At 69.3% G+C, this 13,025-nt stretch carries 12 protein-coding genes; 3 read left to right on the top strand and 9 right to left on the bottom strand.

The features are described from left to right. Positions 1-75: 75 nt before the first annotated feature. Positions 76-879 carry a helix-turn-helix domain-containing protein gene (locus ACFYRH_RS35405; RefSeq protein ID WP_387784328.1) on the bottom strand — a complete coding sequence of 268 codons (804 nt, stop codon included), beginning with the start codon at positions 877-879 and terminating at the stop codon, positions 76-78. Between the two features lie 71 nt (positions 880-950). Between ACFYRH_RS35405 and ACFYRH_RS35400 the strand changes: the two genes are divergently transcribed. Beyond that, positions 951-1,736 (top strand): phytanoyl-CoA dioxygenase family protein, encoded by a 786-nt coding sequence (locus ACFYRH_RS35400; protein ID WP_387784326.1) that lies wholly within the window; start codon positions 951-953, stop codon positions 1,734-1,736. Positions 1,737-1,802: 66 nt separating this feature from the next. Next, positions 1,803-2,096 (top strand): HU family DNA-binding protein, encoded by a 294-nt coding sequence (locus ACFYRH_RS35395; RefSeq protein WP_387784324.1) that lies wholly within the window; start codon positions 1,803-1,805, stop codon positions 2,094-2,096. A gap of 3 nt (positions 2,097-2,099) precedes the next feature. On the opposite strand, the gene ACFYRH_RS35390 is transcribed toward ACFYRH_RS35395, so the two are convergent. Further along, positions 2,100-3,062 (bottom strand): superoxide dismutase, encoded by a 963-nt coding sequence (locus ACFYRH_RS35390; protein WP_387784322.1) that lies wholly within the window; start codon positions 3,060-3,062, stop codon positions 2,100-2,102. Positions 3,063-3,351: 289 nt separating this feature from the next. Between ACFYRH_RS35390 and ACFYRH_RS35385 the strand changes: the two genes are divergently transcribed. Next, on the top strand, positions 3,352-5,304 hold the full coding sequence (locus ACFYRH_RS35385) for a M13 family metallopeptidase (protein ID WP_387784320.1): 1,953 nt from the start codon (positions 3,352-3,354) through the stop codon (positions 5,302-5,304). Between the two features lie 912 nt (positions 5,305-6,216). Here the strand turns inward: ACFYRH_RS35385 and ACFYRH_RS35380 are convergent. The 7 genes from ACFYRH_RS35380 to ACFYRH_RS35350 all read right to left on the bottom strand — a co-directional run bounded on the left by ACFYRH_RS35380 (position 6,217) and on the right by ACFYRH_RS35350 (position 12,974). Beyond that, positions 6,217-6,375, bottom strand: a complete 159-nt coding sequence (locus ACFYRH_RS35380; protein WP_387784318.1) for a hypothetical protein — start codon at positions 6,373-6,375, stop codon at positions 6,217-6,219. 135 nt (positions 6,376-6,510) lie between these two features. Continuing rightward, positions 6,511-6,669, bottom strand: a complete 159-nt coding sequence (locus ACFYRH_RS35375; protein ID WP_387784318.1) for a hypothetical protein — start codon at positions 6,667-6,669, stop codon at positions 6,511-6,513. A gap of 151 nt (positions 6,670-6,820) precedes the next feature. Further along, positions 6,821-8,323: an aminopeptidase P family protein gene (locus ACFYRH_RS35370; protein WP_387784316.1), complete on the bottom strand. Its 1,503-nt coding sequence runs from the start codon at positions 8,321-8,323 to the stop codon at positions 6,821-6,823. A gap of 45 nt (positions 8,324-8,368) precedes the next feature. After that, positions 8,369-8,773 carry an aspartate 1-decarboxylase gene (panD, locus tag ACFYRH_RS35365; RefSeq protein ID WP_387784562.1) on the bottom strand — a complete coding sequence of 135 codons (405 nt, stop codon included), beginning with the start codon at positions 8,771-8,773 and terminating at the stop codon, positions 8,369-8,371. A gap of 90 nt (positions 8,774-8,863) precedes the next feature. Beyond that, complete coding sequence (locus tag ACFYRH_RS35360; RefSeq protein ID WP_387784314.1) at positions 8,864-11,041, bottom strand: MMPL family transporter; 2,178 nt, start codon at positions 11,039-11,041, stop codon at positions 8,864-8,866. 84 nt (positions 11,042-11,125) lie between these two features. Continuing rightward, complete coding sequence (locus tag ACFYRH_RS35355) at positions 11,126-11,803, bottom strand: response regulator (protein ID WP_387784312.1); 678 nt, start codon at positions 11,801-11,803, stop codon at positions 11,126-11,128. Continuing rightward, positions 11,706-12,974 carry a sensor histidine kinase gene (locus ACFYRH_RS35350; RefSeq protein ID WP_387784310.1) on the bottom strand — a complete coding sequence of 423 codons (1,269 nt, stop codon included), beginning with the start codon at positions 12,972-12,974 and terminating at the stop codon, positions 11,706-11,708. The genes ACFYRH_RS35355 and ACFYRH_RS35350 overlap by 98 nt, the downstream gene beginning before the upstream one ends. Positions 12,975-13,025: the final 51 nt, after the last annotated feature.

Below are 13,025 nucleotides of genomic sequence, written 5' to 3'. Positions count from 1 at the left end.
CGTATCGGTGTCCGGCCTCCGAACACGTCACCCCACTGAATGGTTTTACACGTCGGAAAGTCGATGGCGCCTCCTTCAAAGGGAGGAAATCCGCCCCGAGAGCGAACCAGACCGCCGGAACGCGAGCGGCGACATCCCAACCCTGGCGGCGAACAGGCGGCTGAAATAGGCCGGATCGTCGTACCCGACCCGCCGCGCGACCACTGCCACCGGGAGGTCCTCCTCGGCGAGCAAAACCTTTGCGTTGCTGAGTCTGGTGCTCAGCACGAGTTCATGTGGAGTTGAACCTGTGGTACGGCGGACGGCATCGCGCAGCTCCTTCACGGTGAGACCAAGCTCACTGGCGTAGTCCTGAACGCTCATCGGCGTACTGGCGAGCTCAGCGAGCTGCGCGGCCACTCCGCCACCAGCCGGAGCGCTGGCCTGGCCGATGACGTCGTAGAGCGCTCCGGTGAGCTGTACTGCGCTGTGTTGGGTGCTGACGCGGAGCAGGCGCGTGAAAGCGCGGTCGACCCCGCGCGGGTCGGCGTACCGGCGGACTGGTTGGTTTACGTCGAGGTGGCCGAGTGACGTGAGTGCTGCGGTCGCGGGGCCGCTGAACAACACCCACGCCTGGCGCCAGCGTGTTGCGGGCCGATAGCCGTGTATGACGCCGGGGAACAGCCAGAGCATCGCAGGCGCCCGTACCTCGTGCAGCTGACGGTCTGGGCCGTGCAGCAGCTGGCCGCGTCCTTCTTTGAGCCAGACGAGCGCATGACAGCCGAGAGCACGTTCTGGCGCGGCGTCCGGGCCGTGTGTCTGCTCGCCGGCGCCGAGGCAGAAGAGTCCAAGTTGGCGCTCGACAGCTCCTGGAGTCAGGTAGATCGACCAGTTCTGCACAGGGCAAGAGTCCAAGAAGCTGGTCTCGCGTGTCCATTCCGCTCGGCGGTGCACGCCGGTGCAATGGAGGGGTGCTGACGTCGAACGGATACGTACTGGAAGAGCATCGGCTGGGCGAACTGGTCGCGGTGCCTGCGGAAGAGCGTGGCGATCGGGAGCGGCTGCGTGCCCGGCTGCAGCGGGACGGGTACCTGTTCCTGACCGGGTTGCTGGATCCCGCGGTGGTGCTGGAGTTCCGCGAGTACTACTTCGGGCTCACCGGGGCGGCCGGCGACAAAGCGTCGTACCGGAAGGTGTTGTTCGAGGAGATCGTGCCAGGGCCGGAGTACGCCGCCTTCTGTGCGCAGCCGGCGCTGAAGGGCTGGTTCGAGTGGTTCCTGGGCGGTGAGCCGTTTCTGCACCGGCGGAAGATCATCCGGCAGACGGCGCCGGGGGAGAACGGCATCGGTACGGCGACCCAGGCGCACTACGACCTGGTGTACCTGCGGGGCGGCAGCGACCAGGTGCTGTCGGCCTGGATCCCGCTCGGCGACTGCCCGATCAGCCGCGGCGGACTGACGTACCTGGAGGGCAGCCATCACCGCGTGCTCGCGGAAGAGGCCGCTGGGCGACTGAAACGCCCCGCTGCGTCGATTACTGCGGACCTGCCCGCCCTGGCGGCGGAGTACGACGCCAACTGGCTGGTGGCCGACTACTCGGCTGGAGACGTGGTTGTCCACACCGCACATACGGTCCACGCCGCACTGGACAACGTATCCACCGAGATGCGGCTGTCGACGGACATCCGGTACCAGCGTGCCGACGACGCGGTCGACGCCCGCTGGCAGAACCACTGGCACGACCGGGACGGTCTCTGACATTCGCTAATGACAATCATTTCGGTTAAGGTGCTCCGGAAGCGTGAATCGAGTCTGAGGAGAGCCGTGAACCGGAACGAACTGATCATCGGCGTGGCACAGAAGGCGGACATCCCGCGGAACCAGGCCGAGAAGGTCATCGACGCGCTGGGTGACGTCGTCACCGAGGCAGTCCGGCGGGGTGACAAGGTGTCACTCACCGGACTGCTCAGCATCGAACGCGTCCTGCGCGCCCCGCGGACCGGCCGCAACCCGCAGACCGGTGAGCCGCTGACCATCCCGGCCGGGTACTCCGTGCGCCTGTCGTGCGGAAGCCGCCTCAAGGCCGCGGCCCGAGGCGACCTCCGCACAGCCGGCTGACCGTCAGCGACGGACGGCGGTGACCCAATAGGGCGTCGTCGGAGTCGGCGTGACGGTGTTGAACCGGGCGTTCGGCAGGTAGAGCCGCGGCCCGAACGGCGCCACGGTCGTGGGGACGTCGAAGGTGCGGTCCTTGATCGTCTTGACCAGATGCCCCCTCGTACCGGTCCGGTTGAGGCTGAGCACACCGATCTGATTCGAGTTCCGCACGACGTACAGCGTGCGGCCGAGGAGCAGCAGGCCGTCGCCGTTGGTCATCACGGTCTTGCCGAGGTCGACGCGGGTGGTGAAGCCGGTGCGCGGGTTCACCCGGAACAGGAACCCGGTGGCCGACTGCACGATGATCAGCCCGCGGCCGTCCGGCGTGAGCGTGATGCCGTTGGCGTTGAACGCGTTCGGAACCTCCTTGAAGTCGCCGCGCAGCGGGATCGTCCGGACCTTGTCCAGCAGCTTCCCGTGCCGTCCGATCGGTACCTGGTAGACGGCCGCGCGGCTCGAGTCGGTGAACCACGCACTGTTGTGACCCAGGACGACGTCGTTGATGAACGTCGAGGTCGACCTGGTCAGCGTGTAGCTCTTGAGGATCTTGCCGGTGCGGATGTCGACGACCCGCGCGGTACCGCTCGGACCGCCGGCGATCCACAGGCGCCGGTGGTTGTCGGCCTTCAGACCGACCGACGGGGTCCCGGGGCCCTGGCTGATGATCTTTCCGCGGCCGGTCCGCAGGCCGGCGGCGTAGACGTCACCGTCGACGAGCGAGCCGAAGTACGCCGTACTGCCGCTGATCGCGATCCCTTCCGGCTGGAAACCGTTCGGGAGCCGGATCAGCGACGGGAAGATCTTGGAGTGCTTGACGACCGGACCTGGCGCCGACGGTGCGGCGGTGGTCGCTGTGGCCGGCGTGGCGACGAGTCCCAGCACGAGCGCCGGGAGTCCGAGGGCGGCTGTGATGCGACGGATGTTCATGATTTCCCCTCCCCTGTCGCCAAGGTAGGACGAGCAGCCGCCCTCGTGAACCGCTCAGACCCGGACAGCGGTGACCCAGTACGGCGTGGTGGGGGCCGGTGACGTTGTGAAGCGCACCTTCGGCAGATGGACCCGGTTCCCGAACGCTGCGGCCGTTGCGGGCGGGGCCTGCCTGATCCGTGTGCGTTCCCCGGGAGAGCGGCCGGCTCTTGTGGATAGTTCGAACGCCGCCGATCGCGAACCGGGTATGTTCGCTGGCAGCAACTCGACTTGGGACAAGGGGTCAGGGATGACAGCAGGAATCGACAGCTCCGCGGCGGCCGGCGCGGTGCGCCCACAGGACGATCTGTACCGGTTCGTGAACGGGACCTGGCTGGCGGAGCACGAGATTCCCGCGGACAAGGCGATCCATGGTGCGTTCCACGCGCTCTGGGACACCGCCGAGCAGGACGTCCGCGCGATCGTCGAGAAGACCGTCGCCGCCGGCCACCCCGAGGGCAGCGAGCCCCGGAAGATCGCGGATCTGTACAGCAGCTTCATGGACACCGAGACGATCGAGCGACTCGGCGCCGAGCCGATCGCCGACCAGCTCGCGCTGGTCCGTGGCGTGACCGACGTGACCGGCCTGGTCTCGGTGCTCGGACAGCTCGAGCTCCAGGGCGTGCCCGGTGTCTTCCACTACTGGGTCGACCCGGACGCGAAGAAGTCCGACGAGAACGTCGTACACCTGACCCAGGGCGGGCTCAGCCTGCCCGACGAGTCGTACTACCGCGAGGACACCTTCGCCGAGGTGCGGACGGCGTACGTCGCGCACGTCGCGAAGATGCTCGAGCTGGCCGGCCTGCCCGACGCGGCAGCGGCCGCCGAGCGCGTTCTCGAGCTGGAGACCCGGATCGCCGGCGCCCACTGGGACCGCGTGAAGGACCGGGACGTCCAGCTGACCTACAACAAGTTCGACCGCGCCCGGCTCGACGCGCTGACGCCCGGCTTCGACTGGTCGACCTGGCTGGCCGGCGCCGGCGTTCCCGAGAGCGCGTTCGCGCAGGTCGTCGTCCGCGAACCGGACTTCCTGGGCGCCGCCGCGGCCGCGCTCCAGGAGGTCGAGCTCGACCGCTGGAAGGAGTGGCTGAGCTGGCGGATCGTGCACAGCGCCGCGCCGCTGCTGAGCTCCGCCTTCGTCGACGAGAACTTCGCCTTCTACGGCAGGACCCTGACCGGTGCCCCCGAGCTGCGCGAGCGTTGGAAGCGCGCGGTCGGCGCCGTCGAGCAGTCCCTCGGCGAAGCCCTCGGCAAGCTGTACGTCGCCGAGCACTTCCCGCCGGAGGCCAAGGCCCGCATGGTCGAGCTCGTGCAGAACCTGGTCGCCGCGTACCGCCAGCGGATCGAGGGGCTCGACTGGATGGGTCCCGACACCCGGCAGCGGGCGCTCGAGAAGCTCGGCACCTTCGTGCCGAAGATCGGGTACCCCGACGAGTGGAAGGACTACTCGGCGCTCACGATCGACGCGGCCGACCTGTTCGGCAACATCCGGCGCTCGGTCGCGGTGGAGACCGCGCGTGACCTCGCGAAACTCGGCCGGCCGGTCGACCGCAACGAGTGGAAGATGACCCCGCAGACGGTCAACGCGTACTACAACCCGCGGATGAACGAGATCGTCTTCCCGGCCGGCATCCTGCAGCCCCCGTTCTTCGACCTCGAGGCCGACGACGCCACCAACTACGGCGCGATCGGCGCGGTCATCGGCCACGAGATCGGCCACGGCTTCGACGACCAGGGCTCGCGGTACGACGCCAGCGGCAACCTGAACGACTGGTGGACCGACGAGGACCGCGCTGCCTTCGAACAGCGCACCGACAAGCTCGTCGCGCAGTACGACGCCCTCGAACCGGCCGAGACCCCCGGCCAGAAGGTCAACGGCAAACTCACCCTCGGCGAGAACATCGGCGATCTCGGCGGCCTCGCCATCGCGTACGTCGCCTACCAGCTCTCCCGCGACGGCAACGAGCCGGACACCGACCCGCAAACCGGCGCCGAACGCTTCTTCGCCGCCTGGGCCCACGCCTGGGCCACCAAAACCCGGCCCGAAGAAGCCGCCCGCCGCCTCACCATCGACCCCCACTCCCCACCGGAGTTCCGCTGCAACGCGGTAGTCAAGAACATCGACGCCTTCCACACCACCTACAACACCACCGAAACCGACGGCATGTGGCTAGCCCCCGAGTCCCGAGTCCGCATCTGGTAACCGCCCGCCCGTGAGGTGCTTGGCTCGCCCACCCGCGAGCCAAGCACCCACCCGGTCACCCCACCCGGTCACCCCACCCGGTCACCCCACCCGGTCACCCCACCCGGTCACCCCACCCGGGCACCCCACCCGTCCCTCCGCCCCAGGCCGGTCTTCCCGGCCTTAGCCAGTCCTGGCTGCCCCGAGTCAAGGCAGGCGCCCAGTCGGTTACCGGTGCCGGGTGGCTGTTCCAGGCCAGCGCCGTTCCCTCAACCAGTCCGCCCGACAACCGCCCCGCGCTTCAAGTCGGGCGCACGCATGCGAGATCGTCCCCGGCGAACACCAGCGAGCTTCGCACTCCCGCGCCACACCCGCCGTACTCCGGCGGACAGCAAGCAGGCGCGCCCGTCTCGGCTGCACAACCCGCCGAGTTGTGCGGAGTCGCGCGACGTACGCAGTACCCCGCGCTCTATCTGCCGTTCGTCTCAGGCCACGACTCGTGCGTGCGCGGGCCACGGGCGACGTACCCAAGCACCCGCCTTCCGTGCGCACCTCTCTCGGCACCACAACCCGGCATGTTCTGCGGCGCCGCGCCGACGCACGCGACAGGCTCCGCCCTCCTCCTGCGCCCTTCACCGGCGGTGCCCTCTTCCTGCGCCGTTCACCGGCGGTGCCCTCCTCCTGCGTCGTTCACCGGCGGTGCCGCGCGCAGGCTCGCCTCGCGTCCCCGCGCGCTCTCCGCACCACCGCTCCGAGGCCGCACGTCATTCACCCAACATCCGCGCCGAGTCCGCTCCGCTCGTCCAACCCCACGACAGGCAGCCGCGTGTCCCACGTTCCCCACCTCGCACGCCGGCGTCGCACGCACCTGCTCGTCGTCGAGTCGTTGAGTCGTCGAGTCGTGGAGCGTGGCTGTGGTTTGGCGACCTGGAGTCACGACTCGGGGTACGGGGTGTCCGCCGATCGCCACGACTCGGTGGGCTTGAGCGACGGGTACGGCGGGGCGGGCGTGAGGTTCGTCGGCGTACCGCGTCGGGTCGGTCGCGTCACCACCGCGACAACCAGCCATGTGACCTCGCCACGTGACCTCACCCGAACCGCACCACCCGTGATGGGTAATCGCGATCTCCACGAACCACGGTCGCGGCTCCTATCCGAACCAGCCCGTCTGTTGGCGCGTGGGGCTCGTCGAGTCGTGGAGCGTGGCTGTGGTTTGGCGACCTGGAGTCACGACTCGGGGTACGGGGTGTCCGCCGATCGCCACGACTCGGTGGGCTTGAGCGACGGGTACGGCGGGGCGGGCGTGAGGTTCGTCGGCGTACCGCGTCGGGTCGGTCGCGTCACCACCGCGACAACCAGCCATGTGACCTCGCCACGTGACCTCATCCGAACCGCACCACCCGGGACAAGCAGATGTGTCGCGTGGGGGCGAGGCTTTGGAGGTGGGGGTGCTGGCTAATGGCCTGTGGAGCTGCGGTTCTGGGGTGGGGAGGTGGGTGCCCCGGGCTTTGAGGTCGCGGGGCACCTGCCTGGGTGGTTAGGAGGTCATCCAAGACTGGATGGCTTCGGGGGTTCGGGGCATGGCTTCGGAGAGGTTTTCGGGGCCGGACGAAGTGATGAGGATGTCGTCTTCGATGCGGATGCCGATGCCTCGGAGGTCCTCGGGGACCGTCAGGTCGTCGGACTGGAAGTAGAGGCCGGGCTCGACGGTGAGGACGTAGCCGGGCTGGACGGTGCCCTGGCGGTAGGTTTCGTTGCGGGCCGAGGCGCAGTCGTGGACGTCGAGGCCGAGCATGTGGCTGACGCCGTGCAGCGTGTAGCGCTGGTACAGGCGGCTCTCGGGGTCGAGCGCCTCCGCGGCGGTGACCGGGAGCAGTTCCATCGCGTCCAGGCCGTGGACGATGACCTCCATCGCGGCCTCGTGGCCGGCGCGGAACGCGGCGCCGGGGGTGAGGGCGGCGATGCCGGCGTTCTGCGCGTCCAGCACGAGCTGATAGAGGTCGCGCTGGCGCGGTGTGAACTCGCCGTTCACGGGCAGCGTCCGGGTGATGTCCGCGGTGTACAGCTGGCGGTTCTCCACACCCATGTCGAGCAGCATCAGCGTGCCGTCGTTCACCGCGCCGTCGTTCTCGATCCAGTGCAGCGTGGTCGCGTGCGGGCCGGCGGCCGCGATCGACGTGTAGCCGACGTCGTTGCCCTCGGCGCGCGCCCGGCGCCAGAACGTGCCCTCGATCCAGCGTTCGCCGTACTGCCGGACCTTGTCCATCTCGGCGAGTACGTCGGAGAAGCCGCGGTGCGTGATCGCGACGGCGTCCCGGAGCTGCTCGAGCTCGTACGCGTCCTTGACCAGCCGCAGCTCGGACAGCGTCGCGGCCAGCTCGTTGTCCTTCAGGTCGTCGGTGCGGGCGCCGCTCAGCAGCGTCGCGATCGACTGGTCCTCGTCCCGCCGGACCCGGGTCGGGACGTCGCCCTTCAGCGCATCGGCCAGCTGGTCGACGTGCCGGGTCTCGATCCCGAACTCCTTCGCGGTCTCGGTCAGCGACGGACGCCGGCCGGCCCACAGCTCGCCGTACATCCGGTCGCGCCAGAACTCCTCGCCCTGGCTGCGGTCCGCGCGCGGACGGAAGTACAGCACGGAGTCGTGGCCGGTGGTGCCGTTCGGCTCGAGCACGAGAACGGCATCGGACGTCTGGTTGCCGGTCAGCCACACGTAGTCGGTGTGCGGGCGGAAGACGTAGTCGGTGTCGTTCGACCGGACCTTGTACGTGCCGGCCGGGATCACCAGGCGTTCGCCCGGGAAGGCCTGTGACAGCGCGTCCCGCCGCTTCGCCGCCCACGGGCTGACGTCGTGCGGCTGCTGGTCGTGCCGCTCGGAGTCGGCCCAGCCGGAGTTCATGAACGCCCGCAGCTTCGCGCTCGGCTCGTTGTCGTGCGACGCGGTCTTCGGCACCCCGGCGGACCCAGCCCCAGCGGTCTCGGCGCCGGCGGTCTCAGCGGCGGTGGTGTTCTCGGCGGCGGCCGTCTCGGTCGTGTCGGTCATCGTCGACCCGTCCTCATCTCGGCGCGGTGGTGGCGCCGGTCGTGTCTAGGTGTGCAGTTCGTCGCCGCGAAGCGTGCCGGTGTCGGGCAGCGCCTCGGCGGGGTCGGAGCCGATGCGGGTGATCGCATTGTGCTCGTCCACGAAGACTACGCTCGGTTCGAAGACCTTCGCCTCGGCGGTGTCGAACATCCCGTACGCGATCAGGATGACCAGATCCCCCGGATGGATCAGGTGCGCCGCGGCCCCGTTGATCCCCACCACACCGGACCCGCGCGGCCCCTCGATCAGGTACGTCGACAGTCGGTGACCGTTGGTGATGTCGACGATGTCCACCTTCTCGCCGGGCAGCAGGTCGGCCGCGTCCATCAGTTCGGCGTCCAGCGTGCACGATCCGACATAGTCCAGATCGGCCTGTGTCACCGTCGCCCGGTGCACCTTCGCCCGCATCATCTCTCTCAACACAGAATCATCTCCCGCCACATGGCGGCCATGATCCGGCCAGAAGCCCGTCCTGTCAGTGGCCGCCATCACCCAACCGGTTCAGCGGGCCGGTTCTGGCTCCTTCGGCTCGGGTGTGAGGCGGCGGCGGAGGGTTTCGCCTTCGACGTCGACGTTCGGCAACAACCGGTCCAGCCAGCGCGGGAGGTACCACGCCTGCCGGCCGAGGAGCGTCATCACCGCGGGTACGACGGTCATTCGGACGACGAATGCGTCGAGGGCAACCGCCAGCGCGAGCCCGAAGCCCATCTCCCGGATCAGGGTCTCGCCGGACAGGATGAATCCGGAGAAGACCGCGGTCATGATCACGGCCGCCGCGGTCACCACCCGGGCACCGTGCGAGAACCCGTCGACGACCGCCGCGCGCGGTGCGGCGCCGTGGACGTGTTCTTCGCGCATCCGTGTCACCAGGAAGATCTGGTAGTCCATCGCAAGCCCGAAGACCACGCCGATCAGGAAGACCGGCAGCATGCTGATCACCGGGCCGGTCTGCCCCTCGATCCCGAACAGGCCGCTCAGCCAGCCCCACTGGAACACCGCGACCAGGGCGCCGAACGTCGCCACCACGGTGAGCAGGAAGCCGAGCGTCGCCTTCAACGGCACCAGGATCGACCGGAACACCAGCATCAGCAGCAGGAACGCGAGTCCGATGATCAGCGACAGGTACGGCAGCAGCGCGCCGCCGAGCTTGTCCGAGATGTCGATGCTGACCGCCGTCGCCCCGGTGACGGCAACCTCGGCGCGGTCGCTCTCGGGCATCGACCGGATCGCCTGGACCAGGTCCTTGGTCTCCTGCGTACTCGGACCGCTCGACGGAATCACGGTCAGCAGCGCCGTGTTCCCGGCCGGGTTGAAGACCGGCGGCGTCACCATCGTCACGTCCGGCAGCCCGCGGACGGCGGAGGCGGTCGCCGTGGCCGCGGCGCTCGGATCGGTGGACGCACCGGCGTCGACGACCACCATCAGCGGGCCGTTGAATCCGGGCCCGAAGCCATCGGAGAGCATTTCGTACGCCTTGCGCTGGGTGGAATCGGGCGCCGCGGTGCTGTCGTCGGGCAGGCCGAGTTCGAGATCGGCCGCCGGGATCGCGAGCGCGCCGAGACCGATCACGGTCACCAGCAGGACCGCCAGCGGGCGCCGGGTGACGAAGCCGGCCCAGCGCCGCCCGATCGTCACCCGCCCGGCGGCTTCGGGATCGCCGCCACGCAGGCCGGGGATCCGGCCACCGAGGACCCGCCGCCCGGCGAACCCGAGCAGCGCGGGCAGCAGGGTGAGGGCGATCGCGACCGCGATCACCACCGTGAAGGCGGCGGCCAGGCCCATCTGGGTGAGGAACGGGATGTCGACCACGAACAGCCCGGCCAGCGCGATCACCACGGTCAGCCCGGCGAAGACGACAGCGGATCCCGCGGTACCGACTGCGCGGCCGACCGCCTCCTCCGGCTCCAGCCCGGAGCTGAGCTCGTGCCGGTAGCGCGACATGATGAACAGCGCATAGTCGATCGACACCGCGAGCCCGATCATCAGCGCGAGGATCGGAGTACCGGAACCGATGTCGATGAAACCGCTGACGGTCGAGATCGCGGTCACCCCGATGCCGACGCCGATGATTGCCGACAGCAACGGCAGCCCGGCCGCGATCAACGAGCCGAAGGTGAGCAGCAGGACGACGGCGGCGACACCGATGCCGATCACCTCGGTGAGCTGCTGCTCGCCCTGTGCCTGCACTGCGTCACCGCCGTACTCCACTGTGAGGCCGGCCGCACGGGCCGGTTCGACGGCGTCGGCGACGGCCTGCTGCGCTTCCGGGGTGATCTCCTGCGCTTTGACCTTGTAGGTCACCTGCGCGTAGCCCGTGCGGCCGTCGGGGGAGATGGCCTTGGCGGTGAAGGGATCCACGACGCGGGCGACCTGTGGTGCGGCGGCCAGCCGATCCAATGTCTGCTGGACCGGTGCAGTGTCGGCGAGCTTTTGCCCATCCGGTGCCTGGAAGACGATCCGGGCAGTCGCGGCGTCGGCGCCGGCCTGCGGGAACCGGTTGTTGAGCAGGTCCGCGGCACGCTGCGACTCGGTGCCCGGGATCGAGAAACCGTTGGCGGTCGGGCCGGACAGTGTGGTGGCGCCGACGGCTCCGGCGGCCAGCAGCCCCAGCCAGATCAGCAGCACGAGCCGGCGGCGGCGGAACGCGAACCGGCCGAGCCGGTAGAGATACGTAGCCATGCGACCGATGCTCCCGGTGCGCGTCCGTCGCTCGCGTCTGCCTCCGGTGGGCTCCTGCCGGTACCACGTTCGCCGTACGGGCTACTACGTCTGCGGTACGCCGGGACGCACGAGGCCGGTCTGATACGCGAGGACCACGAGCTGCGCGCGGTCGCGGCACCCGAGTTTCACCATCGCGCGGTTCACGTGGGTCTTCGCCGTCGACGGGGAGAGCACGAGGCGTTCGGCGATGTCGTCGTTGGACAGACCGAGGGCGACCAGGCCGACGATCTCGCGTTCGCGGTCGGTGAGGACGTCGAGCACCGTGGGGCCGAGCACCTGGCCGGGGCTGGGTTCGGCGAGGAAGCGGTTCATCAGGCCGCGGACGGCCTTCGGGGACAGCAGCGCGTCGCCGCGCGCGACCACCCGGATGGCGTCGATCAGCTCGGCCGGCTCGACGCTCTTGCCGAGGAAGCCGCTGGCGCCGGCGCGGATCGCGTCGAACACGTACTCGTCCACCTCGAACGTCGTCAGGATCAGCACCTTCACGCCGGCCAGTGCCTCGTCCGCGGTGATCATCCGGGTCGCCGCGAGCCCGTCGACCTCCGGCATCCGGATGTCCATCAGCACCACGTCGGCCCGTTCGGACCGGGCGAGCTCGACCGCGTCCCGGCCGTTCGAGGCCTCAGCAACGACCTCCAGATCGGGTGCCGATCCCACCAGCACCCGGAAGCCGCTCCTGATCAGCGTCTGGTCGTCGGCCAGCAGTACCCGGATCGTCACCCACAACTCCCGTCTCCAGAGGAAGCACAGCATGTACGGCGAAGCCGCCCGGCCCGCACGGCCCGGTGTGCAGCGTCCCGCCGACGGCCGTCACGCGCTCACGCATCCCGATCAGGCCGTGGCCGCCACCTGGTTGAGCCGGTGCCGCCAGGCTGGGACCGGTATCGGTGACCTCGACCGTCAGGCCGTCCGCGGCGCGAGTGACGCGGACGCGAGCGGTCGCGCCGGGGGCGTGTTTGAGGACGTTGGTGAGGGACTCCTGGACGATGCGGTACGCCGTGAGCTCCAGGACATCCGGTAGCGCGCCGACGACCGCGCGCGGGTCGTATTCGACGCGGACGCCGGCCGCCACGAAGGAACGGACGAGGGCGTCGAGTTCGTTCAGGGAAGGCGCTGGAGCCGTGGGCAGGGGTGAGCCGGACCGGCGCAGTACGCCGAGGAGGACGGTCAGCTCCTGGAGCACGGTGCGGCCCCCGGAGCGCACCAGAGCCAGGGCTCGTTCGGCCTCGTCGGGCTGAGTCCGCAACACGTGCGCAGCGACGCCGGCCTGCACGTTCATCAGTGCGATGTGGTGTGCGATCACGTCGTGCAACTCGTGCGCGATGCGCAGCCGCTCCTCGATGACCCGCCGCTGCGCTTCTTCGTCCCGCGACCGCTCGGCCCGCAGGGCCCGTTCTTCGAGTTCCAGCAGGTACGCCCGGCGGTTCCGTACTGCCTCGCCGATCGCGCCCGAGAACAACACGAAGAAGACCAGACCGAGGTTGTCGAGGACATCCCCACCGACGAACAGCGCCTCGACGATCAGCGTGAGCGCGGCCGCGGCGATCACCGCGACGCACCGGGTCAGGCGGTCCTTCGTCATCACGACCGTGTAGGCCGCGACACCCACGTAGAGCACGATCGGGCTCTTGGCCTGCTCGGCGACCACGAAAGCGATCGCGACAAACGTGGTGACCACCAGCACCGCGATCGGCGCCAGCCGCCGGAACGTGAGCGCGACCGTACCTATGACGGCCAGCACGACCACCGTGCCGTTCAGCTGGATCCGCTCACCGACGTGTTTGCCGCCCGGCACCAGCAGGTTGATCAGCAGGATCGCGACCGCGAGCGCAAGGTCCAGCGCCAGCGGGTGCCGCCCGCAGGCGCGGCAGAACCTGATGACGCGTTCCATCCCCTCACAGTACGTGGCGTGACGCCGGGGTGCGTCGTCCTCGAGCCGTAG

Origin of the sequence: Kribbella sp. NPDC004875, from assembly GCF_042873375.1 — a bacterium.
Classification (GTDB): Bacteria; Actinomycetota; Actinomycetes; order Propionibacteriales; family Kribbellaceae; genus Kribbella.
This window is presented reverse-complemented; position numbering and strand designations above follow the sequence as displayed.

What these genes read in the sequence shown, in the direction of transcription:
- ACFYRH_RS35390 (WP_387784322.1), bottom strand. Translation starts at nt 3,062, where the DNA reads ATGAACATCCGTCGCATCACAGCCGCCCTCGGACTCCCGGCGCTCGTG.
- ACFYRH_RS35385 (WP_387784320.1), top strand. Translation starts at nt 3,352, where the DNA reads ATGACAGCAGGAATCGACAGCTCCGCGGCGGCCGGCGCGGTGCGCCCA.
- ACFYRH_RS35375 (WP_387784318.1), bottom strand. Translation starts at nt 6,669, where the DNA reads ATGAGGTCACGTGGCGAGGTCACATGGCTGGTTGTCGCGGTGGTGACG.
- ACFYRH_RS35370 (WP_387784316.1), bottom strand. Translation starts at nt 8,323, where the DNA reads ATGACCGACACGACCGAGACGGCCGCCGCCGAGAACACCACCGCCGCT.
- panD (WP_387784562.1), bottom strand. Translation starts at nt 8,773, where the DNA reads ATGATGCGGGCGAAGGTGCACCGGGCGACGGTGACACAGGCCGATCTG.
- ACFYRH_RS35360 (WP_387784314.1), bottom strand. Translation starts at nt 11,041, where the DNA reads ATGGCTACGTATCTCTACCGGCTCGGCCGGTTCGCGTTCCGCCGCCGC.
- ACFYRH_RS35350 (WP_387784310.1), bottom strand. Translation starts at nt 12,974, where the DNA reads ATGGAACGCGTCATCAGGTTCTGCCGCGCCTGCGGGCGGCACCCGCTG.